Below are 25,735 nucleotides of genomic sequence, written 5' to 3' on the forward strand. Positions count from 1 at the left end.
GCACGCCGCTATTTCTCGAACCCGACGAACACCGTCGCTTCCTCGACGGATTTCCGCTCCGACACCACCGCATTCGCCGGAAAGGTTTCATCCGGCCAGCCCAGCGCGATGCTTTTCATGATGACCTGATCGTCGGCTATGCCCGCGTGCTCGCGCACCACGGGGGATTGCATGATGCCCTGGCTGTTGATCACGGCGCCGAGCCCGCGGGACCACGCGGCATTGACCAGGGCGGTCGCCACCGCGCCGCAGTCGAAGGGCGTATCGTCGCTGCCGTCAAGCACGCGGTCATAGGTGATGATCACGCAGACCGGCGCGTCGAACTGGCGGAAGCCGCGCAGCACCCAGTCCTGGCGCTTCTCCATGTTGTCGCGCTCGATGCCCATTGCGGAGAACAATTGCTTGGCGACACCGACCTGCCTGTCGCGATGCTTGCCTGCAAAGGCCTGGCCCGTGCGGAACTCGCGCGATTGCGGGATGCCCGCCACCATCCGCTCGGTGTTGCCGGCGCGGATCCGATCCAGCGGTTCGCCGGTGATGACGTAGAAATTCCAGGGCTGGGTGTTCATCGACGACGGAGCGCGCATCGCCAAACCAATGATTTCCGCAATCAGTTCCTTGGGCACCGGATCCGGTTTGTAGCCGCGGATACTCCGGCGACCGAGAATGACGTCATCAAACTGCATGTGTGTGGAATTCCCCTGACGAGTTCTGAAGCAGATCGGATTTTCGCGGTTTCGGCACCCTCGCGCAAGCGACGGCCGCGTGCCGCAACGGGCTGGACACGCGGAACATTGTCGCATCAATCCGGATCGACTGACACTCTCTCCGCCATCGCGCCTCACCGCACCACCTTCCACCTCCCATCCGCCGCGCGCTTCAGCGCGGGATCGCTCACGCGCACGTGCTCGGCGAGGAAATCGATGAACGCGCGCACGCGTGCGGGCAGGGGCGCGGTGTGGCCGACATAGACGGCGTGGATGTCTTCGCGGTCGCCGGGATTGTAGCCTTGCAGCACCGGCACGAGGCGGCCGGATTCGATGTCGGGACCGATGTGGAAGAGGGCGAGGCGGGCGAGGCCGACGCCGCCGAGGCAGAGGCGGCGGGCGGCTTCGCCGTCGCTGGCGCGGGCGACCGGCGGCGGCACGGCTTCCTCGGTGCGGTCGCCGCGCTTGAACGGCCAGCCGCCGCGGATGCGCGGAAAGGTCCAGCCGATGCCGCGATGCGCGGCGAGATCCGCCGGCGTCTTCGGCGTGCCGCAGCGGGCGAGATAGTCGGGCGTGCCGACCACGACCATGCGGCTGGTGCCGAGCTTTCGTGCGACGAGTCGCGACGCACGCAACGGGCCGACCCGGATCGCGACGTCGGCGCGCTCCTGCATCAGGTCGATCGTCGTGTCCGTCAGCACGAGGTCAAGCGTGATTTCGGGATGCTCTTCCAGGAAGCGCGGGATCAGCGGCATCAGATGCAGCATGCCGAACGGGATGTTGCTGTTCACCGTGAGGCGGCCGCGCGGGGCCGCGCCCGAAGCCGCCTCGCGTTCGGCTTCCTCCATCTCCGCGAGGATCCGCACGGCGCGCTGGTAGAACGCCTGGCCCTCCTCGGTCAGGGTCAGCTTGCGCGTGGTGCGGTTGACGAGGCGCGAGCCGAGCCGCGCCTCCAGCCGCGACATCATCTTGCTGACCCCCGACGGCGTCAGGCGCAGTTTTCGCGCGGCTTGCGTGAAGCCGCCGAGATCGACGATGCGGACGAAGACCTCCATCTCGGCGGAACGGTTGGTGTCGAAACGGGCCATGTTGAATTCACGTCACAAATGATTGGATTGCGGACATTCTAATGGTTTTGCGCGGAGACGGCTATCTGCGGGGCTCGTCTCAATCCATCGGAGCCATGCATGCCTCCCGCCGTCCTCGCGCTCACCGCCGGTGCCTTCGGCATCGGCACCACCGAATTCATCATCATGGGCCTCTTGCTCCAGGTCGCAGCCGACATGCACGTCTCGGTGCCGGTCGCGGGCCTGCTGATCTCCGGCTATGCGCTCGGCGTGTTCGTCGGCGCGCCCGTCCTGACGCTGGCCACACGGCGGATGCCGCGGAAAACCGTGCTGCTGGCGCTGATGGCGATCTTCACTTTGGGCAATGCCGCCTGCGCCCTGGCGCCGAACTACGAATTGCTGATGGCGGCGCGCGTCCTGACCTCGCTCGCCCACGGCACCTTCTTCGGCGTCGGCTCGGTGGTGGCGACTGGCCTCGTCGCCGAGGACAAGCGGGCCTCCGCGATCGCCACCATGTTCATCGGTCTCACCGTGGCAACGCTGTTGGGCGTGCCCTTCGGTGCCTGGTTCGGCCTGATGCTCGGCTGGCGCGCGGCGTTCTGGGCGGTGACCGTCATCGGCGTGATCGCCTTTGCCGTGGTCGCAGCGCTGGTGCCCGGCCATGTCGGTAATGGCAACAAGCCGGTCTCGCTTGCCGAGGAAGTATCGGTGCTCGGCCGTCCGCAGGTGCTGCTCGGCCTTGCCATGACCGTGTTCGGCTTTGCCGGCCTGTTCGTCGTCTTCACCTATATCCAGCCGATCCTGACGCGCTTCACCGGCTTTTCGGAGGGCGCGGTCTCGCCGATCCTGCTGGTGTTCGGCGCAGGTCTCGCGATCGGCAACGTCGCCGGCGGCAAGCTTGCCGACCGCGGCCTTGGCGGTGCGCTGATCGGAACGCTCGCCGCGCTCGCCATCGTGCTGCTCGGGCTTGCCGCCGTGCTATCGGTCAAGATCGCCGCGATCGTTCTGATCCTGCTGCTGGGCATCGCGGCTTTTGCGACCGTCGCTCCGCTGCAGCTAAGCGTGCTGGAGGCGGCCGGCCCCAGTGGCCGCACGCTGGCGTCCAGCCTCAACATCGCCGCGTTCAATCTCGGCAATGCGCTCGGCGCCTGGGCCGGCGGCGTCACGATCGAGCGCGGGCTCGGCCTCTCGGCGCTGCCTGTGGTCGCAGCCGGCATCACCGCCGTCGGGCTCGTGCTGGCGCTGTGGAGCCTGCGGCTCGACCGCGCGCAGACGGCCGTTGCCGCCTGTCCCGCCGAATAGCGCAGCGGCGCGATGCGCGGACAATTCGCCGCGTCGTGCCATCGCGCCATGCAGAAAACGCACCTGTACACGCCCATTCGCCATCCGTAACCTCCGCGGCGCAATTTCAGGAGATGCGACGTGGCGAAGAAGGCGACGAAGAAGACCAAGAAGACTGCTTCAAAGAAGCCGGCAAAGACCTCCAGCAAGAAAGCCGCACCAAAGGCCGTCGTTGCCAAGAAGGGAAAGACGGCCGCCCGGCAGAGTCCGGCCGCAGCGCGCCGTCCCAAGGGACCGGCCTGGCAATGGTCGGCGGTGGAGACCGCGGCCGCGATCCGCTCCGGCGCCATCTCGGCCGTCGAGACGGTGGAGGCGCATCTCGAACGGATGCGCGCCGTCAATCCGAAGCTCAACGCTGTCGTCGTCGACCTCTCGGAGGAAGCGCTGAAGGCGGCGCATGCGGCCGACAAACAGCGCGCAAAAGGCGGTGAGCTCGGCCTCCTGCACGGCGTGCCCATCACCATCAAGGAAAATGTCGATTACGAGGGCCGGCCGAATTTCAACGGCGTTCCCGACAACAAGGATCTGATCGCGCCGTCGGATTCCCCTGTCGTGCGCAATCTGAAGAAGGCCGGCGCGATCGTCATCGGCCTCACCAACACGCCGGAATTCTCCTTCCGCGGCTTCACCGACAATCCGCTGCACGGACTGACGCTGAACCCGTGGGACCCTGATATCACCTGCGGCGGCTCTTCGGGCGGTGCGGGCTCGGCGGTGGCGGCGGGCATCGGCACCATCGCCCATGGCAACGACATCGGCGGCTCGCTGCGCTGGCCGGCGCATTGCAACGGCGTCGCCACCATCAAGCCGACGCAGGGCCGCATCCCCGCCTTCAACGCCAGCGCCACGGCGGAGCGGCCGATGCTGGCGCATCTGATGTCGGCGCAGGGGCCGCTTGCCCGCCACGTCGCCGACGTTCGTCTCGCGCTGGAGGTGATGAGCCAGCGCGATCCGCGCGACCCCTGGTGGGTGCCGGCGCCGCTGACCGGCGCGAAGCCGAAGGGGCCGATCAAGGTGGCGCTGGCGAAGATCCCCGAAGACATGGACGTCGATCCCTCCGTCACGGCAGCGCTGCGCCAGGCCGCGGATCATCTGGAGCGGTCCGGCTATCGCGTCAGCGAGGTCGACTTGCCCGACATCAACGGCGTCTGGCAGACCTGGTGCGACATCATCACCAATGAGACCGTGGTGATGCAGGAAGCCAATATGCTGAAGGTCACCTCCGAGGATTTCCACAAGGCCTGGGGCGGCATGAAGGCCAAGGCCAATGTGCTCGATCTCAAGGGCTGGATGCAGGCGGCTGCGGCGCGCAACGGCCATATCCGCGCCTGGCAATTGTTCTTCGAGGACTATCCGGTGGTGCTGGCGCCGACCACGGTGAAACCAACGCCGGGTCCGCGCGAGGACACGGTCAGCGCCGAGCGCGTGCGCGAGATCTTCTGGGGCGAGATCCGCTTCGTCTCCGCCATCAACGTGCTGGGCCTGCCCGGCGCGGTGGTGCCTGTCACCCTGCATGACGGCAAGCCGATCGGCGTGCAGCTCATTGCCGGCCGCTACCGCGAGGACCTCGCGCTCGATGCGGCCGCCGCGATCGAGAAGCGCGCCGGCGTGCTCGCCCATCGCCTGTGGCAGACGTTAACCTGAACCCGTTTCAGCAACCGCTTCAGCGCTTCGCGCATCCGCGCGAAGCTCGCAAGGGGAGGCCTGACAGCGGGCGCCGCTGCGCCGCCGATCAATACGAGGTTGCCTCGCCGCCGCTGTCAGCCTCTCGATCTCGTAAGACAGGAAAGCTGCACCAAGTTCCACAATCGGCGTTCGGCTCGCATCACTTCGCGAGAAGTCCCGCAATCTTTGCTCCCTTGATTTAAGTCAAATCCGATCTCGAGCAGGAGGAGAGATTTTCCGCCGGGTGCCGATCTGTGAGCGGCATCGCCTTATCATGAGCGCGGCACCCCAAGTAATGGAGGAAAGCCATGCTTCGATGCCTTCTCGCTGCTTTGGCGGCGATGGTTCTGATCACTGTCTGTCTCATTCCCGATGATGCATACGCTCGCCGTGGTGGTGGCGGCTTCCATGGTGGTGGTGGTATGCGCGCCGGAGGTTTCCATGGCGGTGGCGCCCGCGTCGCCCATGTCCGGGGCGGCGGACACCGGGTTGCGGGAGGCCGCTACGGCGTCGCTGGCCGTGGTTATGGCTATCGCCCGATAGCGGGGCGCCCTGTGGCGCGGACAGCGGTGGCCCGAGGGGTCTATCGCAATGCAGCCTATCGCGGCGCTTACAGGGGTGCAGCCTATGGTCTAGGTGCGGCAGCAGTAGGAGCCGCCGCAGCCGGCGCCTATGGCTACTACGGTGGCAACTGCACCTATGACGCTTACGGCAATTACGTTTGCCCCGGACAATATCCGTACGGATATCGATATTGAAGTCGGCGGGATGGTCGCGGCCAACTCCGCGACCGTCCGTCACGGTTGCTTCGGCTCAACCTCGCCGCGGCTTGCGTGTCCAGATTCCCTCTGGCGACGCGCGCACTCGTTTCGTTGACCAAGGTCAAGATTCCCAGGACGGAAAGCATCAAGGTGGGCACCATCATCAGTCGTCTTGCCAAGTTGTGGCATCAGCTTGATCGAGCGAGCAGCATGAAATTTCCGGCAGGGGTTCTCGCGGGATTGCTCTTACTCACTGGCACGGGGGCGAGCCATGCCGTGGTTCGCATTGCGAATGATCGAGGCGGGTCAATTGCCTACTACATCGAGAGATACGAGAAATTGCGCGCCGCGCGTCAGTCGGTCGTCATCGATGGCCTTTGCGCCTCCGCCTGCACGATCGTTCTGGGGACGATTGCATCGGACGACATCTGCGTCACCCCAAAGGCAAGACTTGCCTTTCATGCTGCGTGGGACTTCGGCAGGAATGGGCGCGCATTTACCCACCGCGCGGCGACCCAAATGCTGTATTCGATGTATCCCTCGCCAATTCAGCAATGGCTCGATCGTCGAGGAGGATTAACGTCTCGTACGGTTTTTCTTCAGGGCAAACAGCTGCATGGGATGTATCGGGGATGCGATCTCGATCCATAGCCGTCTGCCACGCGATGAGTGTCCAGACCAGCAAGCCGCACCAGGCAGCAGCATCGTTAATCCGCTTTAACCCGAATTTCGGCTAATTCGCCAACAAGCGTTAGGGTTACTTCCTCGATCTCTAAGCGAATTATTGTCCGCTTTACCACCCGCCTCTAACACGAGGACGGCGGACAACGCACATGCCTCATTCTAGGCCAATAAGTGCGGCCCGCTCCACGCGGAGGTGGCACGATGCGCAACGAGACGATCGCTATTCACGCCGGCTACGAACCCGAAGCGACCACGCACGCAGTTGCCGTGCCGATCTATCAGACCGCAGCCTACGCCTTCGACAGCGCCGATCATGGCGCGGCGCTCTTCAATCTCGAGACCGAGGGCTTTCGTTACAGCCGCATCGCCAATCCGACCAGCGCAGTTCTGGAGAAGCGTATCGCGCAGCTCGAAGGCGGCGTCGGTGCGCTCGCGGTCGCCACTGGCCAGGCGGCGCTGCATTTCGCCTTCGTCAACGTCGCCGACCACGGCGGCAACATCGTATCCGTGCCGCAGCTCTACGGCACCACGCACACGCTGCTCTCCCACATCCTGCCGCGGCAGGGCATCACCGGCCGCTTCGCCGAAAGCGACAGGCCCGACGCGATCGAGAGACTGATCGACGAGAACACCCGTGCCGTGTTCGCCGAGACCATCGGCAATCCCGCCGGCAATGTCTGCGACATCGAGGCGCTGGCGAAAATCGCGCATGCGCATGGCGTGCCGTTGATCGTCGACAACACCGTCGCCACGCCGATCCTGCTCAAGCCGTTCGACTACGGCGCCGACATCGCCGTGCATTCGCTGACCAAGTTCCTGGGCGGTCACGGCACCACGCTCGGCGGCGCCATCGTCGATTCCGGAAATTTCCCCTGGGCCAGGCACGCCGACCGCTTCCCGGCCTACAACAAGCCCGACGCCTCCTATCACGGCCTCGTCTATGCCGAGCGCTTCGGCCGCACCGCCTATATCGAGCGCGCGCGCAGCGTCTATCAGCGCACCATGGGTTCGGTGCTGTCGCCGTTCAACGCCTTCCTGCTGCTGCAGGGCATCGAGACCGTGGCGCTGCGCATGGAGCGCCATGTCGAGAACGCCCGCAAGGTCGCCGAATTTTTGCGCGATGATCCGCGCGTCGCCTGGGTCAACTACAGCGGCTTCCCTGATAGCCCCTATTATCCGCTGGTGCAGAAATATCTCGATGGCAACGCCTCCTCGCTGTTCACTTTCGGTATCAAGGGCGGCATGGAAGCTGGCAAGGCCTTCTACGACGCGCTGAAGCTGATCACGCGTCTCGTCAATATCGGCGATGCCAAGTCGCTCGCCTGCCATCCGGCCTCGACCACGCACCGGCAGATGTCGGCAGAGCAGCAGCGCACGGCCGGCGTTTTGCCGGAAACGATCCGTTTGTCGATCGGCATCGAGCATGCCTCTGACATCATCGAGGACATCGACCAGGCGCTGGAAAAGGCCTGTCCGTCGTCGCGGCTCGAGGCCGCGGAGTAGGCGGCGGCGCCGATGACGATCCTGATCGACAGGGATCAAGTCATATCGAGCCCGGCACTGGTGCCGGCGGCAGGCGATCTCGCGCGCGACCATGGCGGCGCCGAGCTGACCATCGGGCTGATCAACAACATGCCGGATCCGGCGCTGAAGGCGACCGAGCGGCAGTTCATGAAGCTGCTTCAGGCCGCCGCAGGCACGCGCCGCATCCGCTTCCACTGCTTCTCGCTGCCGTCAGTGAAGCGTTCGTCGGAAGCCAGATGGCACGTCGAGAGCGAATATTCGGAACTGTCCGAGCTTTCGCGCCACAGATTCGATGGGCTAATCGTCACCGGTGCCGAGCCGGCCGCGCCCGAGCTCGATCAGGAGCCGTATTGGCGCGACCTGACCGAACTGATCGACTGGGCCAAGGTCAACACCCGTTCGACGATCTGGTCGTGCCTCGCCGCGCATGCGGCGGTACTGCATCTCGATGGGATCGAACGGCGGCGGCTGCCGGCCAAATGCCACGGCATCTTCGATTGCGAAGCCGTGACGCACGATCCCCTGACGCGCAACGCGCCTGCGCCGCTCAAGGTCTCGCATTCGCGCCTGAACGAGATCGGCGAGAGCGATCTGGTTCGGGCCGGGTACCAGGTGCTGACCCGCTCGAAACAGGCCGGCGTCGATGTCTTTGTCCGCCAATATGCCAGCCGCTTCGTGTTCTTCCAGGGCCATCCGGAATACGACGCATTGTCGCTCCAGCGCGAATATCTGCGCGACATCGGCCGCTATCTCGCGCGCGACCGCGAGGCTTACCCGCACTTGCCCGTGAGTTATTTTGACGCAGCGACGGAAGAGAGACTCGCCCGCTTCGAGAAGCAGGCAAGGCATCAGCGTCATCCGGCGCTCACCAATGAATTGCCGGCGTTGAATTTGCGTGCAGATATCGCTGCCGGCAGCGCGGCGGCGGCCTTATTCCGGAATTGGCTGCGATATCTCGCCGCGGATGCCGAGGCATCGGCCGCTGCGCGTTAGCCGCCGGTTGTTGGTCCCGCGTTAGCATTACCCAAGCGTTAGGCTTGCCTCATCCCGCGCACGAATGTTTCAGTGCAGACATACGGAATCAGGAAACGCATCGTGTTGTCGGCACTCCAGGGACGCGTGAGCAATCGGCTGGCCCGGCACTTTCGTGCCGCGCCGCACCGCATGCCCGCGCGCGCGCCGATGGTGAGCTTCACCTTCGACGATGCTCCTGACAGCGCCGCAGGCGAGGGTGCCGAGCTGCTGGAGAAGCATGGCGGCCGCGGTACGTTCTATCTCTCCGGCAGCCTGATCGATCGGCCGTCGGACCATTGGCACGGCCTGTCGAATGACGCGATCGTGCGGCTTCACCGGTCCGGTCACGAAATCGCCTGCCACACGTTCTCGCATCGCTGCGCAGTCGATCTCGGCGCGGCCGCGATGGCCCGTGAGATCGCGCGGAACCAAAACTATTTTCGCAGCATCGATTCTTCGATCACGCTGGAGAATTTCGCTTATCCGTATGGCCTCGCCTCGGTTTGGCGTAAGCCGCAGCTCGCAAGAGCCTATCGCTCGGCGCGCGGTATCCTGCCCGGCGTCAATCGCGACGTCATCGATCTCCAGTTCCTGCGCGCCTCGCCGCTGATCGATTGCGAGATCGATGCGGCCGGCATCGATCGCTATTTCGACGATGCGGTCGAGAGCGGAGGATGGCTGATCTTCTACGGCCACGACGTCGCCGACAGGCCGAGCCCCTATGGCTGCACGCCGCATTTGATGCGCCATGCGCTTGAGGCGGCCGAGCAGCGCGGCATGCCGATCGTGACGGTCGCAGACGCGCTGCGACGAATCGGGGCGTAGCGGCCTTTAAGGCGAGGGGAAGAGTCGCGCCGGCCTAGCAAACAGACTTGCCACTTCGGTGCCACTATGCGACTGGCCTTGTGACGACTTCCACGGCCGTGCCCCACCCTCATGTCCTCCTCCTCCACCGCACCCCTGCCGGCATCTGCCAACGGCCGCGATGCGCTGTCGGTGCTGCATTCGGTGTTCGGCCTGCCCGGGTTCCGCGGCAGACAGGGGGAGATCATCCGGCATGTGACGGATGGCGGCAATTGCCTGGTGCTGATGCCGACCGGCGGCGGCAAGTCGCTGTGCTATCAGCTGCCCTCATTGCTGCGCGAAGGCTGCGGCATCGTGGTCTCGCCATTGATCGCGCTGATGCGCGACCAGGTCGCGAGCCTGCTCGAAGCCGGCGTCAACGCCGCTGCGCTGAACTCGTCGCTGTCTCCGCAGGAAGCGTCAGAGGTGGAGCGCCGCCTGATTTCGGGCGATCTCGATCTGCTCTATGTCGCGCCGGAACGGCTGGTGACGCCGCGCTGCCTGTCGATGCTGGCGCAGGCGAAAGTGGCGCTGTTCGCGATCGACGAGGCGCATTGCGTCTCGCAATGGGGCCATGATTTCCGGCCCGAATATGTCGGCCTCTCCATCATCGCCGAGCGCTTTCCCGATGTGCCGCGCATCGCGTTGACCGTGACCGCCGACGAGCTGACGCGCAAGGAGATCGTCGAGCGGCTGCAGCTGACGGGCGCGCCGCAATTCGTCTCCAGCTTCGACCGGCCCAACATCCGCTACGAGATCGTCGACAAGCGCAATGCGGTGTCGCAGCTGAAGGAGTTCATCCGCGAGCGTCACATGGGCGATGCCGGCGTGGTCTATTGCCTCTCGCGCAACCGCGTCGAGGAGGTCGCCGCCGCGCTTCAGGATGCCGGCATCGCGGCGCTGCCCTATCACGCCGGCCTCGACAGCAGCGTGCGCTCGCGCAACCAGGACCGCTTCCTCAACGAGGACGGCATCGTCATCGTCGCGACCATCGCCTTCGGCATGGGCATCGACAAGCCCGACGTGCGCTTCGTCGCCCATCTCGATCTGCCCAAGAGCATCGAGGCCTATTACCAGGAAACGGGGCGCGCCGGCCGCGACGGCAAGCCCTCTGCGGCGTGGATGGCCTATGGTCTCTCCGACATCGTGCAGCAGCGCCGCATGATCGACGAATCGACGGCCTCCGACGATTTCAAGCGGGTCTCGATCGGCAAGCTCGATGCTCTGGTCGGCCTCGCCGAAACGGCGCACTGCCGGCGCCGGCGGCTGCTCGCCTATTTCGGCGAGATCGTGATGGGCGAGAGCTGCGGCAATTGCGACAACTGCCTGACGCGCCCAAGATGCGCGACGGCAAGGTGCTGGCGCAGAAGCTGCTCTCCTGCGTCTATCGCACCGGCCAACGTTTCGGCGCGATGCATCTGATCGACGTGCTGGTTGGGCGCCTGACCGAAAAGGTGACGCAGTTCGGCCACGACAAGCTGTCGGTGTTCGGCATCGGCCGCGAGCTTAATGAAAAGCAATGGCGCACTGTGCTGCGGCAGCTCGTAGCGATGGGCCATCTGCAGAGCGACAGCGAAGCCTTCGGCGCACTGAAGCTGACGGATTCCTCGCGCGGCGTGCTGCGCGGCGAAACCGAGGTGTGGCTCCGCGAGGAGGCGCCCGGCACCCGCATCCGCTCGAGCCGGGCCAAATCGCGCCGCGGCGACCTCGCGCCGGCGGCGAGCGCGCCGCAAGGCGATGTCGATCCCGAGCTGCGCGCGCGGCTGCGGTCCTGGCGGTCAGATATCGCCCGCGAACGCGGCGTGCCCGCCTATGTCGTGCTGCACGATGCCACCATCGACGGCATCGTCCGGGCCTGGCCAACGACGCTCGACGAGCTCCGCAACGTCCCCGGCATCGGCGACAAGAAGCTCGAGCATTACGGCGAGGAGCTGCTGCAGATCGTCAGGACGCGGTAAGGAGCCTCGATCTCTCCACGTCGTCATCCCGGACAAGCGAAGCGCGATCCGGGATCCGTAACCACCGGCCGATGTGGTTATGGCAGGCTGGCAACCACGAGTCTTCGCCAAACCATTGCTGCGGCGTATGGGTCCCGGGTCTGCGCTTGCGCTTGCCCGGGACGACAGTGGACAGGCGCGAGCGCTACGCTCTCACTCACCCATTCCTGAACGCATACGCATACCCGTTCAGCGCGGGCGCACCGCCGAGATGGGCGTAGAGGATCTTCGCGCCCTTTTCGAAATAGCCCTTCTTGGCGAGGTCGATCAGGCCCTGCATCGACTTGCCCTCGTAGACGGGGTCGGTGATCATGCCTTCGAGGCGCGCGGTGAGGCGGATCGCTTCCTTGGTCTGTTCCGACGGCACGCCATAGGCGGGATAGGCGTAGTCCTCGACCAGCACGACGTCGTCGGCAACGAGATCCTGGCCGAGCTCGACGAGCTTAGCGGTATTCTGCGCGATCTCGAGCACCTGCGCCTTGGTCTGATCGGGCGTGAAGGAGGCGTCGATGCCGATCACTTTTCGCGCGCGGCCGTCGGCGGCGAAGCCGACCAGCATGCCGGCATGGGTCGAGCCGGTGACGGTGCAGACCACGATGTAGTCGAACTTGAAGCCGAACTCCGCTTCCTGCTTGCGCACCTCCTCGGCGAAGCCGACATAGCCGAGGCCGCCGAATTTGTGCACGGAGGCGCCGGCGGGGATCGCGTAAGGTTTGCCGCCCGCCGCCTTCACCTCCTCGATTGCCTGCTCCCAGCTCTTGCGGATGCCGATGTCGAAGCCGTCGTCGACCAGGCGCACGTCGGCGCCCATGATGCGCGAAAGCATGATGTTGCCGACGCGGTCATAGACCGCGTCCTCGTGCGGCACCCAGGCTTCCTGCACCAGGCGGCACTTCATGCCGAGCTTGGCGGCGACCGCCGCGATCATGCGGGTGTGGTTGGACTGCACGCCGCCGATCGAGACCAGCGTGTCGGCGTTGGAGGCGATCGCGTCGGGGATGATGTATTCGAGCTTGCGCAGCTTGTTGCCGCCATAGGCAAGGCCGGAATTGCAGTCTTCACGCTTGGCATAGACCTCGACCTGGCCGCCGAGATGTTTCGACAACCGCTCCAGCTTCTCGATCGGCGTCGGGCCGAAGGTGAGCGGATAGCGCGGAAATTTGTCCAGCTTCATGGGTCATCCCGATTGGCGTTGATGTCGGGGAGGGAACTAGCATCGGAGAGGGAAAAGGTGCTCTCGAATGTTGCGCCTTTGTTGCGCGAAATCTTGCGCATCTTGCGGTAATTGGTAAAGTTTCTTCCGGTATAGTAGGATCCTCTGAAAGCTTCTTCCATGGCCGCCCGGCTCGATCGCATCGACCTCAAGATATTGAGATTGCTTCAAAATAACGGTCGGCTCAGCAACGCGGAGCTCGCCGTATCGGTCGCGATCAGCCCCGCCACCTGCCATCGCCGCACCCAGCGCCTGTTCGAGGACGGCTTTATTCCCGCTGTGCGCGCCATGGTCGCCCCGAAGAAGGTGGCGAAGGGCACGCTGGTCATGGTCGGCGTCGTGCTCGACCGCTCCACGCCGGAGAGCTTCGCCACCTTCGAGCAGGCCATCGCCAAGCTGAAATTCGTGCTCGACTGCCATCTCGTCGCCGGCGATTTCGACTATTTCCTCAAGATCCGCGTCGGCGACATGGAGGATTTCAACCGCATCCACGGCGAGCAGCTGATCGCGCTGCCCGGCGTGCGCCAGACTCGCACCTTCTTCGTGATGAAGGAAGTCGTCGACAACGCGCCGCTGGAATTCTGAGCAGGCCGTCACAGCAACTTCACTTGCCCCGCGCGCGCATGCAGGCGAGCCTCATCTCTTCTCAACGAGGAGATGTTCACCGTGCGCCTTCCCATTCTCGATCCCAAGGATCTGACCGACGAGCAGAAGCCGCTCTATGCCGACATGCGAGCCGGCATGCAGGACCATTTCAAGGGTTTCGTGAACATGCGCGATGACGGCGCGCTGCTCGGACCCTGGAATCCCTGGCTGCGCGAGCCGCGCTTCGGCAAGCCGGTGTGGGAGCTGGTCAAGGCCATCGCCTCAAACCCGCTGCTGCCGGCGCCGGTGCGCGAGGTCGCGATCCTCGTCACCGGCTCGCATTTTCGTTCCGGCTACGAGCTCTATGCCCATGTGCTGGTCGCCGAGCAGCGCGGCCTCTCCGACGAGAAGCTCGCGACCATCGTTGCCGGCCAGCGCCCGGTGGATCTCACCAAACAGGAAGCGGTCGCTTACGACATGGCCTCGGCGCTGGTGAGCGGCGGCGTGCTGCCGGAGCTGACCTATCGGGCGGCCGTGAAGGAGTTCGGCGAGCACGGCGCAGCCGAGCTGTCCTATCTCGTCGGCGTCTATTGCATGGTCTCGGTCACGCTCAATACGTTCGACGTGCCGGTGCCGGACTAAGCCAGCCGCCTTCGCTCACTCCGCCGCCTTGCTTGCCGGCGGCGGGGGCACGAAGGCGACGCAGCGATTGCGGCCTTCGGCCTTGGCCTGGTAGAGCGCATGGTCGGCCGCCCCCATCAGCGAGTCGATGCCGGACATGCTGACGGTGGCCTCCGCAATGCCGACGCTCACGGTGACGCCGAACTGAATTGTGTCGGCGACGATCTGCGCGCTCAGCACGCGCTTGCGGATGCGATCGGCCACGATCCTCGCGCGGGACAGGCTGGTCTCGGGCAGGAGAACCGCGAACTCCTCGCCGCCGAGCCGGCCGACGACATCCGACTTGCGCTTGCCGTCGAGGCAGGCGGCGGCGACCGCCTTGATCGCGGCGTCGCCCACCGCGTGACCATAGCGATCGTTGACCGACTTGAAGTGGTCGATGTCGATCATCAGCACCGACACCGAACGATAGTAACGCTGAAACCGGCTCCACTCCGCATCGAGGCTGTCGAGGAAGTGGCGGCGATTGTAGAGCCCGGTGAGCGGATCGGTGGTGGCGAGCGTCTCCAGCATCGCAGCCTTTTGCGTCAGGTCGGTGATGTCGACATAGGTCAGCATGCGGCCGCCATTCGACATCGTGGTGCAATGCGCCCGGATGCGCCTACCGTCGGGCGTCTGCAAATCGCGCACATGATCGCCGGCCTTGACCTCCGCGACGCGCCGCGCCGGAAATTTCGCGAGGTCGCTGGTCGGAAGATTGGGAGCGCTGGCGCGATACTGGCGTCGCACCAGCGATGAGTAGGCTGGCCGGCTCGCCGCCTCCTCATCGCTGACCTCCCAGAACCGACGCATGCGCCGGTTCATGAACGTGGCGTGCAGGTCGGAATCGAGGAGCAGGATCCCATCCTGAACATTCTCCAGCGCATCCCGCAGCAGCTTCAGCTCGTCGGAGGTGCGCACGATGTCGGTGACGGGGGTATAGGTCAGCATGCGTCCGCCGTCGGGCAGCGGCGTGACCTGGACGCGCACGACATCGCCATTGGTCCGTCGCACATCGATTGGCGTCGGATCTCCCGCCTCGATCACGCGGACGCGTTCCGCCACCAGAGCATCGAGCTCGGGATCCGGTACCTCATAGGCGCCGGTGTCGCGGCCGTGATGGAGCAGCGTCATGATGGATGGATGGCTGTCGGCAACCTCGTCGGGCAGGCGCCACATCTGCCGAAATGACCGGTTGATCAGGCGCGCCCGGAGACTCGAATCGAGCAGCACGATGCCTGTCGGCACATGATCGAGCGCGGCGCGCAGCGCCAGCATCTGGCTGCGCATCATCGCGTCGGACGAGCGTTCCCGCTCCTCACCGGCCGCCCGCTCGACGCTGCCCGGCTGTTCAAAGGCGACGCCCACCTGGCGGTCCGATCGCCAGATCACGCGGCAGGTCAGGATCTCGCGTCCCGCGAGCCTGAGCTGGAACCGCTCGGGCACGCCGAGGCCACTCTCCATCTCGAGCGTCGCGGCCTCCTCGGTCAGCCGGCGCACGACGCAATCGATCGACGACTGGCCGAAATTGAAGAAGATCTTCCCAGCAAGGAACGTCCGTTCCGAAACCAAGCGGGACATTCGCAGCCTCCAAGCGAATACGACGCGACAAGCGGTAGTAGTTTCGCGCAAGGTTCCTTGCGCCGGTGTAACGCAATCGATGTTTTGGAATGAGGATTAACGATCGGTTGACGAAGATGCGGAACGCTATTCCCTGCCCGTCAAGAACCGCCGCTGCGCCTAACCGAAAATCTGCTGTGAGCCCAGTCAGTTGCGCACGGCGTAAAGCGGCGTGCGCAAGGTCACCTGATACGACGGTGCCGGCATCCAGGCGATCTGCGCAGTGATGCCGAACAGGCGGTTGTCGTTGTCATCCATGCGGTCGAGGTCGAGCCGCAGGATCGGCTGGGTGAAGGGCTCCGCCAGCGTCCGGCCGGCGAGCTGCGCACCGCCGAAGGACTGCACGCCGAAGCGCCCCGTGAACTTCCAATTGCTGGGCCATTGGTAATAGCCGCCGGCGTAGAGGACCGTGTTCGGCCGGATGCTGGCGAACGGGCTGGCGACGGTGGCGGTGGTGTATTGCACACCCACCAGCCAGCCCCGCGTCTCGTCCTCGTCGAGCGCGTAGTCGAATTCCAGGATGTTGTTGAAGGAATTCGTCATGCCCGGCTCGTTCGGCACCGATTGCGTCAGCGTCGACTGCAATGTGATGGTCGGGATCCTGCCGCCGTTCTGCTGATGGAGATCGGCCTGCACGCCGATGTTCCAGCTGGTGATGTTGAAGCTGGACCACCCGCCGGCGATATCAGTCGTCGATCCCGACACACCGCCATAGAGCGAGACGCGATCGCTGACGTCGACGGTCATGGGCAGATCGACGGCGATGGCTTTAGCCGCCGGCAACCCGGTCGGGAGCGTCGTACTCCGTCGGACGGCCAAGGCCTGGAAAGCCGCCGACAGCGAGGTGTTGCCGAAACCGAGTCCCAGCGTGCCGGCCGGGATCGTCGCATAGGTGGTACGCAGGTCGAGATAGATGTTGGGGACCGCAGAGGCTGCGGGCGCGTCCTCTTCATCGTTCGCAGCGAAGGCGACGCCAGCCGAAACCGTCAAGCCGAGCAATGCCATCGCGACAGCGCGTGAAGCCCGGCGATGCGATTGGCTGTGGTGAAACACGTGACAATCCGGCGCGTGGCGCTTTGATGGGGAAACCGTTGTTAGATGGAACGTGATCGCTCGCGCGGTCAAGCGCTATCGGCAAGCGATGGACGGCGTGGATGTGTGCGGTTACCCTGCCGTGATCGGACCGACACATGCGCCGGCCGGAGTGCAGCCGGACAATGGAAGGAACGACCGAAATGAAGACGTCACGCCGCATCCTACTCACTGGTCTTGCGGGGCTCGCCGTTGCTCCGACTGCCGTCACCGCCGCGGTCTCCTCGGCCGAGCCCGCCGACGTGACGGTGGCGGAAGAGCGCTTCGCGCGCACGATCGCAGCTGCCCATGCGCCCGACGTCAGCTGCGTACGGCAGGCGGAACGTTATGCGGACGCGCATTGGCTGGAATATGTCGGGGCGGCGCGTGCCGTGCTCGGCGCGCGGGCGTAACGCCTCTCCTCCCATCTCCTGCACAGGGGAGCGGGTAGGCGGTGCGTCACCTCTCCACCGCCCGCCTGACCTGCTCGCCGATCTGTGACAGCACGAGCTGCGCCTGCGGCAGGATCGCGCCCATGGCGTGGAAATTGTGGACCATGCCGTCATGGCAGACGTGCTCGACGGCGACGCCGGCAGCGAGCAGCTTGCGCGCATAGGCATTGCCCTCATCGCGCATCGGGTCGAACTCGGCGGTGTGGATGATCGCCGTGGGCAGGCCGGTGAGCCGGCTCGCGCGCAGGGGCGAGATGCGGGGGTCTGTGGCATCCACGCCCTCGGGCAGATAATCGGCGAGATCGGCTTCGATTGTGGCGCGATCGATCAGATGGCCCTCGGCGAATTCCTCGCGCGAGGGCGAGGTCTCCTCGAAATCCAGCACCGGGCAGATCAGGCATTGCGCGACGATGGAAAGGCCTGCGTTCTGGACCGCCTCCTGGCACACGATCGCGGCCAGCGTAGCGCCGGCGGAATCGCCGCCGACCACGAGACGTTCGGCATCGATGCCGAGCGATACGGCCTGCCGCGCCACCCATTCGGTCGCAGCGGTCGCGTCGTCGACCGCGGCTGGAAATTTGTGCTCGGGCGCGAGGCGGTAATCGATCGAGACGAGACGGCAGCCGGTCGCATGCGCCAGCGCGGCCGCGATGCGGTCGTGCGTCGCGACGCTGCCGGCGACGAGGCCGCCGCCATGGAAGAACACGAAGCCGGGCGTGCGCTCGCCGGCAGATGCGGGCGAATAGAGGCGATAGGGCAGCTCGCCCCCGGGGCCGGGCAGCGTGCCGTCGGACGCAATCACATCAGGCGCGTCAGCGCGTGCGAACTGCATCAGCTTCGCCAGCGACTGCCGGCGCGCTTCCACGCTCGGCCGGCTCCGCGCCTGCGGCCCGGCCGCCGCCATCATGGTCAACAAACGCTTCGCGAGCGGATCGAGCGGCATCGATATGTCCTTCCTCCTAGCTGGACAGGGTATCTCACCGCTTCGATGCAGGAAATCATTTAGGAGTTCCGACCAATAGTGGCGGGCACAAATACGGCATCGCGCCAGGGGAGTTCGTCATGGCCGAGATCAAGAAGCCGATCGAATATTCGCCAAGCTGGACCTTCTTCGAGGGCAAATGGCACGACGGCAATGTGCCGATCATGGGCCCGCGGACGCATGCGGCCTGGCTTGGCTCGGTCGTGTTCGACGGCGCCCGCGCGTTCGAGGGCGTGGCGCCCGATCTCGACCGCCACGTCGCCCGCGCCAATCAATCTGCAGTCAGTTTCGGCCTGAAGCCCGTGGTCGATGCCGGCACCTGGCTGACGCTGGCGCGCGAGGGCATTGCGCGCTTTGCGGCCAATGCCGAGCTCTATGTGCGACCGATGTATTGGGCGCAGAACGGTTCGGGCGGCGGCGTGCTGTTCGATCCTGAGACCACCAATTGGTGCCTGTGCATCTACGAGGCGCCGATGCCGAAACCCGTCGGCAATGCCATCACGCTGTCGCCGTTCCGCAGGCCCACCGCCGAATGCGCGCCGGTCGAGGCCAAGGCCGCCTGCCTCTATCCGAACAATTCGCGCGCGCTGGCGGAGGCCGCCTCGCGCGGCTTCCAGAACGCGCTGATGCTGGACATGCTCGGCAATGTCGCGGAGTTCGGCAATTCCAACGTGTTCATGGCCAAGGACGGCGTGGTCTATACGCCGGTGCCGAACGGCACCTTCCTCAACGGCATTACGCGCCAGCGCGTCATCAGCCTGCTCCGCGGCGACGGCGTCACCGTGGTCGAGAAGACGCTGCGCTATGCCGATTTTCTCAGTGCCGACGAGATCTTCTCCACCGGCAATTTCGCCAAGGTCGCGCCTGTCATCTGCATCGATGAGCGGGAGCTGAAGCCGGGGCCGTTCTACGCCAAGGCGCGACAACTCTATTGGGATTTTGCGCACGCGGTGAAGCTGACGGCTTGATCTCGCTGCTTCCGCGAACTCCGTCATTGCGAGCGCAGCGAAGCAATCCAGAGTCTTTCCGCGGAGGGATTTCTGGATTGCTTCGCTTCGCTCTCAATGACGAGTTCGAGGAGACAGTCGGGTAAAGCTGCCACCGCGTGCCTGCGGATGCCGACGCGCTGGCGCGAACGAAAGGCCTACTCGTCCTTCTTCGACATCCGCTCCAGGCGTTCCTGCATTTCCTTCATCTGCTGGCGCAGATCGTCGATGTTGCTGTCCTTCGGCGCTTCGGCGCTCGCATCGGGCTCCGGCTCCGGACTGGCCGCGGGGCGGGCCGTCGGCGCGAACGGCTTGAACATCGAGAAGGTCTGCTGGAACAGCTCCATGTTGCGGCGGACCTGCTCTTCCAGCGGCGCGAAGGGCGTGCCGGAGAGCGTATTGGCGATCTGCTTGCGGAACTTCTCCTGCTCCTGGGTCAGGGTCGCGATCGACTGTTCCAGATATTTCGGCACCACCATCTGCATGCTGTCGCCATAGAAGCGGATCAGCTGGCGCAGGAAGGTGGTCGGAAGCAGGTTCTGGCCCGCCTTGTTCTCCTGTTCGAAGATGATCTGGGCGAGCACGGAGCGGGTGATGTCGTCACCGGTCTTGGCGTCGTAGACCAGGAAATCCTCCCCGTCCTTGACCATGGCGGCGAGGTCCTCGAGCGTCACATAGGTGCTCGTTCCGGTGTTATAGAGCCGGCGGTTCGCGTATTTCTTGATCGTGGTGGGTTGGTCTGATTTCGCCATGGGCTCTCACTTGCAAGCGCGGAGAACGGGAACCCGGCGGGCCATGCCGCAGGGCGGGAAGAGTACGCAACGCAACAAAATAAGCATTTTCAAAGGGGTCACGCTACCGTTTTGTGCGGCACGGTTAATCGCAGAGCAAAATCCTGCTTGCGAAAGCGACAAGAACGCTATTTTGAATGCGCTGCGGCATGAATTCGGTCGCCGGCCGATTGACATGCCTCAACGACGCTAACAGGATGACTGACGAGATTGACGGGCCATTTCAAAGCGCCCGCCTGCCCCTTTCTTCAGAACCTCAAGCCCCAGGAGATGCCCATGTCAGACGATGTCGTCATCGTCAGCGCCGCCCGCACCCCGGTCGGAAGCTTCAACGGAGCCTTCGCGACCCTTCCCGCTCATGATCTCGGCGCCGTCGCCATCAAGGCCGCGCTGGAGCGTGGTGGCATCGAGCCCGGCCGGGTCTCCGAAGTCATCATGGGGCAGATCCTGACCGCGGCCCAGGGACAGAACCCGGCCCGCCAGGCCTCGATCCTCGCCGGCATTCCGGTGGAGAGCCCGGCCTGGGGCGTCAACCAACTCTGCGGCTCGGGCCTGCGCACGGTCGCGCTCGGTTACCAGGCGCTGCTCAACGGCGATTCCGAAATCGTGGTCGCCGGCGGACAAGAGTCCATGAGCATGGCCCCGCACGCCCAGCATCTGCGCGGCGGCGTCAAGATGGGCGGCCTCGAACTGGTCGACACCATGATCAAGGATGGTCTGTGGGACGCCTTCAACGGCTATCACATGGGCAACACCGCGGAGAACGTCGCGCGCCAGTGGCAGATCACCCGCGCCCAGCAGGACGAGTTCGCGGTCGCCTCGCAGCAGAAGGCCGAGGCCGCGCAGAACGCCGGCAAGTTCAACGACGAGATCGTCCCCGTCACCATCAAGACCCGCAAGGGCGACGTCGTCGTCAGCGCCGACGAATATCCGCGTCATGGCGCCACGCTCGACGCGATGGCCAAGCTCAAGCCCGCCTTCGAGAAGGAAGGCACTGTTACCGCGGGCTCTGCGTCCGGCATCAATGACGGCGCCGCCGCCGTGGTGCTCATGACTGCGAAGCAGGCCGCCAAGGAAGGCAAGAAGCCGCTGGCGCGCATCGTGTCCTGGGCGCAGGCCGGCGTCGATCCGAAGATCATGGGCTCGGGCCCGATCCCGGCTTCGCGCGCCGCGCTGAAGAAGGCCGGCTGGAGCGTCGGCGATCTCGACCTGATCGAGGCCAACGAAGCTTTCGCGGCGCAAGCCTGCGCCGTCAACAAGGACCTCGGCTGGGACACCTCCAAGGTCAATGTCAATGGTGGTGCGATCGCGATCGGTCATCCGGTCGGCGCGTCCGGCGCGCGCGTGCTGGTGACCCTGCTGCACGAGATGCAGAAGCGCGATTCGAAGAAGGGCCTTGCCACGCTGTGCATCGGCGGCGGCATGGGTATCGCGATGTGTCTGGCGCGCGACTGAGCTTACGCGTAGCTGACGGGTGCGCTGCACACGTGAGCGAGTGCGTTGCACGCGACTAAAAAGGCGGCGGCTGCGAATCAAATATTCTTCGCAACTGCGCAGGCCTCGACTAAAGAGAAACGCCCGGCTCAACGCCGGGCGTTTTGTTCTTGATGTCCGTCAAACGTCCCGCATAATCCGCAGTTAAAAAACGATCACGTCAGAAACGTCCGAAGAGTCCAAGGGAAGGAATACGACATGGCACGTGTTGCATTGGTCACGGGTGGTACGCGGGGCATCGGTGCTGCGATCAGCAAGGCGCTGAAGGCGGCCGGCTACAAGGTTGCGGCGAGCTATGCCGGCAACGATGCGGCGGCGGAGAAATTCAAGGCCGAGACCGGCATCGCGGTCTACAAATGGGACGTCAGCAATTTCGACGCCTGCGCGGAGGGCGTGAAGAAGGTCGAGGCCGATCTCGGGCCGATCGAGGTGCTCGTCAACAATGCCGGCATCACCCGCGACACCGCCTTCCACAAGATGACGCTCGAGCAGTGGAACGCCGTCATCAACACCAATCTCGGCTCGCTGTTCAACATGACGCGCCAGGTGATCGAGGGCATGCGTTCGCGCAAGTTCGGCCGCATCATCTCGATCTCGTCGATCAACGGTCAGAAGGGGCAGTTCGGTCAGGTCAACTACTCCGCGGCCAAGGCAGGTGACATCGGCTTCACCAAGGCGCTCGCGATCGAGAACGCCAAGGGTGGCATCACCGTGAACGTAATTGCGCCGGGCTATATCAATACGGAGATGGTGCAGGCGGTGCCGAAAGACGTCCTGGAGAAGAACGTCATCCCGCAGATCCCGGTCAATCGCCTCGGCGAGCCCGAAGAGATCGCGCGCGCGGTGGTGTTCCTTGCGGCTGACGAGGCCGGTTTCATCACCGGCTCGACCTTGACCATCAATGGCGGCCAGTATCACGCCTGATAAGACCTCAAGCCTGTAGATTCAGACGCGACAAGGCGATAGTGAAGACGAAAATGCCCGGCCCCGTGCCGGGCATCATCGTCCTCAGAGCCCTTGATCCATGACTCCCCGCACCGCGACGCTGATCGGATTGACCGCGATTCTGATGTGGTCGCTGCTGTCAGTGATGACGGTGGCGACCGGAAAGATTCCGGCGTTCCAACTCGCCGCGATGACGTTTGCAATCGGCGGCCTCGTCGGCCTGCTCACCTGGATCGGGCGCGGCGAGGCGGCAAAGAGCCTGCGTCAGCCGCCCATCGTCTGGGCCGTCGGTGTCGGTGGCCTGTTCGGCTATCACGCGCTGTATTTCCTCGCGCTGCGCTTCGCGCCGCCGGCCGAAGCCGGCCTGTTGAATTATCTCTGGCCGCTGCTGATCGTGCTGTTCTCGTCCTTCCTGCCGGGCGAGCGGCTTGCCATGCACCACATCATCGGTGCCGTGCTCGGTCTCGTCGGCACCGTGCTGCTGTTCGCCGGCAATACCTCAGGCTTTGCGCCGGGAGCGGTGCCGGGGCTGGTCGCGGCCTTCATCGCCGCCTTCGTGTGGGCGATCTATTCCGTGTCGTCGCGGCGATTGAAGGCGGTGCCGACCGATGCCGTCGCCGGCTTCTGCCTCGTCACATCTGTGCTCGCCGCGCTGATGCATCTCGCCCTCGAGACCACCGTCTGGCCGGAGACCACGCTGCAATGGCTTTCCGTGGTCGCACTCGGCATCGGCCCCGTCGGTGCTGCCTTCTATGCCTGGGACATCGGCATGAAGCGCGGCGATATCCGCGTGCTCGGCGCCGCCTCCTACGCGACGCCGCTGCTCTCGACCGGATTCCTCATCGCCGCGGGCTTTGCGCAAGCCAGCGCCAACATCGCCATCGCTGCGATCCTGATCGCCGGCGGCGGCCTGATTGCGGCCAAGGACATGGTGCTGCGGAAATGATGATTCGCTTGATCGCCATTCCGTCGATGCTGCTGGCGGAACTGGCTTCCGGAAACGTCGCGGCGCAAGTCAGCGCAACACCTGAGACCTTCACAGGCACTCATCGGAACGAGAGCATCAATGGTCGACCCGAGACAGCCACGATAACCGACGGAAAATTCTTCATCCAACTGACCGAAGAACAATATCGGGCCGGTGGTTATCGGCCAGCCTACGAAACGCTTTCGACCAGAATTGTTCGCCGACTGCCCGTGCGGAAAGATACGAAAGAATAGATTGTCCAACCGCACTGGAGCGGCGGCCGGCGGGCTCGGCTTGACCTACGGCTCCCAGCCCTGTGGTGCGAGCTCGAAGCCCGCGAACTCGAACGCCGGAGCTACCGTGCACCCGACCAGCGTCCACTCGCCCGTCGTCTCGGCGGATTGCCAGGCCTGCGCCGGCACGATCGCCTGCGGTCGGTCGCCGTTCACAAGATCGGCGCCGAGGCGCACCACGTGCTGCGTGCAGCCCTCGTGCGCGACGCGGAGCGTCAGCGCGCTGCCGGCGTAGTAGTGCCAAGTCTCGACCGCGTCGATGCGATGCCAGTGCGAGCGCTCGCCGCGCGCGAGCAGGAAATAGATCGAGGTCGAGCGCGAGCGCCCGTTGGCATCCGTGGTCTGGTCGCGAAACGTCTCGCGATAGTGCCCGCCTTCGGGATGCGGTCGGAGTTCGAGGCGCGCGATGATCTCTGCTGCGGTCGGCATTGATCCCGTCAGGACTTGTTCTCTAGGATTTATTCTTGCGCTCGCGCAACTCGCCGAACACCGCGGCGGCATCCGCGCCCTTCATGTGCAGCTTGGCCGCAACCGCGGGATCGTCGGCGCGCAGGAACACGTTGGCGCGCTTCTCCTCACCGAGCAGCGAGGGAATGGTCGGCTTGTTCTCCGCCCGCAGCTTGGCAACCTCCGCCGCGCGCGCCTGGAGCGCCGCATTGTCAGGCTCGATGGTGAGCGCGAACTTGACGTTGGACGCGGTATATTCGTGGCCGCAATAGAGTTTGAAGTCGTCGGGCAGCGCGCGCAGCTTCAACAGCGAATCCCACATCATCGGATAGGTGCCCTCGAACACGCGGCCGCAGCCGATCGAGAACAGCGTGTCGGCGGCGAACACCGTCTTCTCATTGTCGAACACGTAGGAGATGTGGTCGAGCGTGTGGCCGGGCGTCTCCACGACGCGCCCGAGCAGGGCGCCGATCTTGACCACATCGGCATTGGCGACGCGCAGATCGACGTTGGCAATCTCAGTGGTCTTGTCGTGCGGCGCGACGACGCGGCAATTGAATTTCTGCTTGAGTTCGGCGACCCCGCCGACATGATCGCCATGATGATGCGTGATCAGGATGTCGGTGAGCTGCCAGCCCTCGCGCTCCAGCGCCTCGAGAATCGGGCCGGCCTCCGGCGCGTCGATCGACGCCGTCGCCTTGGTTTCCACATCGTGGATCAGATAACCGAAATTGTCGTTTAAACAGGTGAAAGTACGAATTTCGGCGGCCATGACATCTCCATCGCGCTCAGCCCCGCCAGACAAATATGGCGTTAGCGTTGCGCAGGCAATGCAATATTCCGCGCGCGGCGGCGGCCTCGCGCATGTTACATTGCGGTCATGACCATCGACGTCGTCGACCTCCGCGAGTTCTATTCCCGCCGCCTCGGGATCGTGGCGCGGCAAATGATCAATCGCGGCATCAGGGAGCGCTGGCCGCGCGCCGAGGGCCAACGCGTGCTTGGCATCGGCTATCCCACGCCCTATCTCGGGCTGTTCCGCGAGGACGCCGAGCGCTGCATCGCGTTCATGCCGGCGGCCCAGGGTGTGCTGAAATGGCCGACGGGGCGGCCGGCGCTGGCCTCGCTGGTCGATGAATTCTCGCTGCCGCTTCCTGACGCCGCGATCGACCGCATCCTCCTGGTTCACGCGCTGGAGATGTCGGATGATCCGGCCGCACTGCTGCGCGAGGTGTGGCGCGTGCTGTCGCCCTCGGGACGCGTCATCGCCGTGATCCCGAATCGGCGCGGGGTGTGGACCCGCACCGACAGCACGCCGTTCGGCCATGGCCGGCCCTATTCGCGCTCGCAGATCACCGAGCTCCTGCGCCAGACCTGGTTCACGCCGACGGCCTGGGGCGAGGCGCTGTTCATGCCGCCCTATGCCGGCGGCTGGGTGCTGAGATCGGCGCAGATGTGGGAGCGTGCCGGTGCTGCGCTGTCACTGCCCTTTGCCGGCGTGCACATCGTCGAAGCCACCAAGCAGGTCTATCGCGCGATCCCCGCCAAGCGCGAGCGGGCGCGGCTCATACCCTCGCTGGCGAAGCCCGTGCTGGTGCCTTCCTCGACGCGCGGCTGAAAACAAAT

25 protein-coding genes, 1 tRNA gene and 1 pseudogene are annotated in these 25,735 nt (G+C 64.8%); 18 read left to right on the top strand and 9 right to left on the bottom strand.

Features of this window, described 5'->3' with window-relative positions; genetic code table 11:
* Window positions 1–8: 8 nt before the first annotated feature.
* Together LPJ38_RS06010 and LPJ38_RS06015 are read right to left on the bottom strand one after the other, a co-directional pair.
* Window positions 9–686 (bottom strand): nitroreductase, encoded by a 678-nt coding sequence (locus tag LPJ38_RS06010; RefSeq protein ID WP_145639353.1) that lies wholly within the window; start codon window positions 684–686, stop codon window positions 9–11.
* 155 nt (window positions 687–841) lie between these two features.
* A complete protein-coding gene (locus tag LPJ38_RS06015) occupies window positions 842–1,795 on the bottom strand; it encodes a LysR family transcriptional regulator (RefSeq protein WP_145639326.1) in 954 nt (317 codons plus the stop codon).
* A 99-nt stretch (window positions 1,796–1,894) separates the two neighbouring features.
* Between LPJ38_RS06015 and LPJ38_RS06020 the strand changes: the two genes are divergently transcribed.
* The 8 genes and pseudogenes from LPJ38_RS06020 to recQ all read left to right on the top strand — a co-directional run bounded on the left by LPJ38_RS06020 (window position 1,895) and on the right by recQ (window position 11,564).
* Window positions 1,895–3,076 carry an MFS transporter gene (locus tag LPJ38_RS06020; protein ID WP_145639324.1) on the top strand — a complete coding sequence of 394 codons (1,182 nt, stop codon included), beginning with the start codon at window positions 1,895–1,897 and terminating at the stop codon, window positions 3,074–3,076.
* Window positions 3,077–3,196: 120 nt separating this feature from the next.
* Window positions 3,197–4,759 carry an amidase family protein gene (locus LPJ38_RS06025; RefSeq protein WP_145639322.1) on the top strand — a complete coding sequence of 521 codons (1,563 nt, stop codon included), beginning with the start codon at window positions 3,197–3,199 and terminating at the stop codon, window positions 4,757–4,759.
* A gap of 329 nt (window positions 4,760–5,088) precedes the next feature.
* Complete coding sequence (locus LPJ38_RS06030) at window positions 5,089–5,538, top strand: hypothetical protein (protein ID WP_145639321.1); 450 nt, start codon at window positions 5,089–5,091, stop codon at window positions 5,536–5,538.
* Window positions 5,539–5,751: 213 nt separating this feature from the next.
* Window positions 5,752–6,192, top strand: a complete 441-nt coding sequence (locus LPJ38_RS06035) for a Clp protease/crotonase-like domain-containing protein (RefSeq protein ID WP_145639352.1) — start codon at window positions 5,752–5,754, stop codon at window positions 6,190–6,192.
* A 234-nt stretch (window positions 6,193–6,426) separates the two neighbouring features.
* Window positions 6,427–7,728 (top strand): O-acetylhomoserine aminocarboxypropyltransferase/cysteine synthase family protein, encoded by a 1,302-nt coding sequence (locus LPJ38_RS06040; protein WP_145639319.1) that lies wholly within the window; start codon window positions 6,427–6,429, stop codon window positions 7,726–7,728.
* 12 nt (window positions 7,729–7,740) lie between these two features.
* Window positions 7,741–8,742: a homoserine O-succinyltransferase MetA gene (metA, locus tag LPJ38_RS06045; RefSeq protein WP_145639317.1), complete on the top strand. Its 1,002-nt coding sequence runs from the start codon at window positions 7,741–7,743 to the stop codon at window positions 8,740–8,742.
* A 102-nt stretch (window positions 8,743–8,844) separates the two neighbouring features.
* Window positions 8,845–9,588, top strand: a complete 744-nt coding sequence (locus LPJ38_RS06050) for a polysaccharide deacetylase family protein (RefSeq protein WP_145639315.1) — start codon at window positions 8,845–8,847, stop codon at window positions 9,586–9,588.
* A 111-nt stretch (window positions 9,589–9,699) separates the two neighbouring features.
* Window positions 9,700–11,564 (top strand): annotated as a pseudogene (recQ, locus tag LPJ38_RS06055) (DNA helicase RecQ).
* Between the two features lie 196 nt (window positions 11,565–11,760).
* On the opposite strand, the gene LPJ38_RS06060 reads toward recQ, so the two are convergent.
* Window positions 11,761–12,777: a 1-aminocyclopropane-1-carboxylate deaminase gene (locus tag LPJ38_RS06060; protein WP_145639313.1), complete on the bottom strand. Its 1,017-nt coding sequence runs from the start codon at window positions 12,775–12,777 to the stop codon at window positions 11,761–11,763.
* A 159-nt stretch (window positions 12,778–12,936) separates the two neighbouring features.
* Between LPJ38_RS06060 and LPJ38_RS06065 the strand changes: the two genes are divergently transcribed.
* From LPJ38_RS06065 to LPJ38_RS06075, 3 genes are all read left to right on the top strand, one after another.
* Window positions 12,937–13,401, top strand: a complete 465-nt coding sequence (locus LPJ38_RS06065; RefSeq protein WP_061850229.1) for an Lrp/AsnC family transcriptional regulator — start codon at window positions 12,937–12,939, stop codon at window positions 13,399–13,401.
* A 251-nt stretch (window positions 13,402–13,652) separates the two neighbouring features.
* Window positions 13,653–13,738: transfer RNA gene (locus tag LPJ38_RS06070), tRNA-OTHER, on the top strand.
* Window positions 13,708–14,043: a carboxymuconolactone decarboxylase family protein gene (locus LPJ38_RS06075; RefSeq protein ID WP_158644784.1), complete on the top strand. Its 336-nt coding sequence runs from the start codon at window positions 13,708–13,710 to the stop codon at window positions 14,041–14,043. The genes LPJ38_RS06070 and LPJ38_RS06075 overlap by 31 nt, the downstream gene beginning before the upstream one ends.
* A 15-nt stretch (window positions 14,044–14,058) precedes the next feature.
* On the opposite strand, the gene LPJ38_RS06080 is transcribed toward LPJ38_RS06075, so the two are convergent.
* Both LPJ38_RS06080 and LPJ38_RS06085 read right to left on the bottom strand, forming a co-directional pair.
* Window positions 14,059–15,642, bottom strand: coding sequence for a sensor domain-containing diguanylate cyclase (locus tag LPJ38_RS06080; RefSeq protein WP_145639310.1), 1,584 nt, complete (start codon window positions 15,640–15,642; stop codon window positions 14,059–14,061).
* A gap of 186 nt (window positions 15,643–15,828) precedes the next feature.
* Window positions 15,829–16,686 carry a hypothetical protein gene (locus LPJ38_RS06085; RefSeq protein ID WP_145639308.1) on the bottom strand — a complete coding sequence of 286 codons (858 nt, stop codon included), beginning with the start codon at window positions 16,684–16,686 and terminating at the stop codon, window positions 15,829–15,831.
* A gap of 230 nt (window positions 16,687–16,916) precedes the next feature.
* On the opposite strand from LPJ38_RS06085, the gene LPJ38_RS06090 reads away from it, so the two are divergent.
* Window positions 16,917–17,165, top strand: a complete 249-nt coding sequence (locus LPJ38_RS06090) for a hypothetical protein (protein WP_145639306.1) — start codon at window positions 16,917–16,919, stop codon at window positions 17,163–17,165.
* A 46-nt stretch (window positions 17,166–17,211) separates the two neighbouring features.
* Here LPJ38_RS06090 and LPJ38_RS06095 read toward each other — a convergent pair whose 3' ends face one another.
* Window positions 17,212–18,147: an alpha/beta hydrolase gene (locus LPJ38_RS06095; RefSeq protein ID WP_145639304.1), complete on the bottom strand. Its 936-nt coding sequence runs from the start codon at window positions 18,145–18,147 to the stop codon at window positions 17,212–17,214.
* Between the two features lie 119 nt (window positions 18,148–18,266).
* Between LPJ38_RS06095 and LPJ38_RS06100 the strand changes: the two genes are divergently transcribed.
* Window positions 18,267–19,154 (top strand): branched-chain amino acid aminotransferase, encoded by an 888-nt coding sequence (locus LPJ38_RS06100; RefSeq protein ID WP_145639302.1) that lies wholly within the window; start codon window positions 18,267–18,269, stop codon window positions 19,152–19,154.
* 176 nt (window positions 19,155–19,330) lie between these two features.
* Here the strand turns inward: LPJ38_RS06100 and phaR are convergent, their stop codons facing one another.
* Window positions 19,331–19,924, bottom strand: a complete 594-nt coding sequence (gene phaR, locus LPJ38_RS06105) for a polyhydroxyalkanoate synthesis repressor PhaR (RefSeq protein WP_145639299.1) — start codon at window positions 19,922–19,924, stop codon at window positions 19,331–19,333.
* A 315-nt stretch (window positions 19,925–20,239) separates the two neighbouring features.
* Between phaR and LPJ38_RS06110 the strand changes: the two genes are divergently transcribed.
* From LPJ38_RS06110 to LPJ38_RS06125, 4 genes are all read left to right on the top strand, one after another.
* Window positions 20,240–21,418 carry an acetyl-CoA C-acetyltransferase gene (locus LPJ38_RS06110; RefSeq protein WP_145639297.1) on the top strand — a complete coding sequence of 393 codons (1,179 nt, stop codon included), beginning with the start codon at window positions 20,240–20,242 and terminating at the stop codon, window positions 21,416–21,418.
* A 237-nt stretch (window positions 21,419–21,655) separates the two neighbouring features.
* Window positions 21,656–22,381, top strand: coding sequence for an acetoacetyl-CoA reductase (gene phbB, locus LPJ38_RS06115; RefSeq protein ID WP_145639295.1), 726 nt, complete (start codon window positions 21,656–21,658; stop codon window positions 22,379–22,381).
* 100 nt (window positions 22,382–22,481) lie between these two features.
* The gene (gene yddG, locus LPJ38_RS06120) at window positions 22,482–23,348 is read left to right on the top strand and encodes an aromatic amino acid exporter YddG (protein ID WP_145639292.1); all 867 of its coding nucleotides are present in this window, start codon (window positions 22,482–22,484) and stop codon (window positions 23,346–23,348) included.
* Window positions 23,345–23,623 (top strand): hypothetical protein, encoded by a 279-nt coding sequence (locus tag LPJ38_RS06125; RefSeq protein WP_145639290.1) that lies wholly within the window; start codon window positions 23,345–23,347, stop codon window positions 23,621–23,623. The genes yddG and LPJ38_RS06125 overlap by 4 nt, the downstream gene beginning before the upstream one ends.
* 45 nt (window positions 23,624–23,668) lie before the next feature.
* On the opposite strand, the gene LPJ38_RS06130 is transcribed toward LPJ38_RS06125, so the two are convergent.
* Complete coding sequence (locus LPJ38_RS06130) at window positions 23,669–24,091, bottom strand: cupin domain-containing protein (RefSeq protein WP_145639288.1); 423 nt, start codon at window positions 24,089–24,091, stop codon at window positions 23,669–23,671.
* A gap of 22 nt (window positions 24,092–24,113) precedes the next feature.
* Window positions 24,114–24,881 carry a hydroxyacylglutathione hydrolase gene (gloB, locus tag LPJ38_RS06135; protein ID WP_145639285.1) on the bottom strand — a complete coding sequence of 256 codons (768 nt, stop codon included), beginning with the start codon at window positions 24,879–24,881 and terminating at the stop codon, window positions 24,114–24,116.
* A 108-nt stretch (window positions 24,882–24,989) separates the two neighbouring features.
* On the opposite strand from gloB, the gene LPJ38_RS06140 reads away from it, so the two are divergent.
* A complete protein-coding gene (locus tag LPJ38_RS06140) occupies window positions 24,990–25,727 on the top strand; it encodes a methyltransferase domain-containing protein (RefSeq protein ID WP_145639283.1) in 738 nt (245 codons plus the stop codon).
* Window positions 25,728–25,735 lie beyond the last annotated feature (8 nt).

Source organism: Bradyrhizobium daqingense (assembly GCF_021044685.1).
GTDB lineage: Bacteria > Pseudomonadota > Alphaproteobacteria > Rhizobiales > Xanthobacteraceae > Bradyrhizobium > Bradyrhizobium daqingense.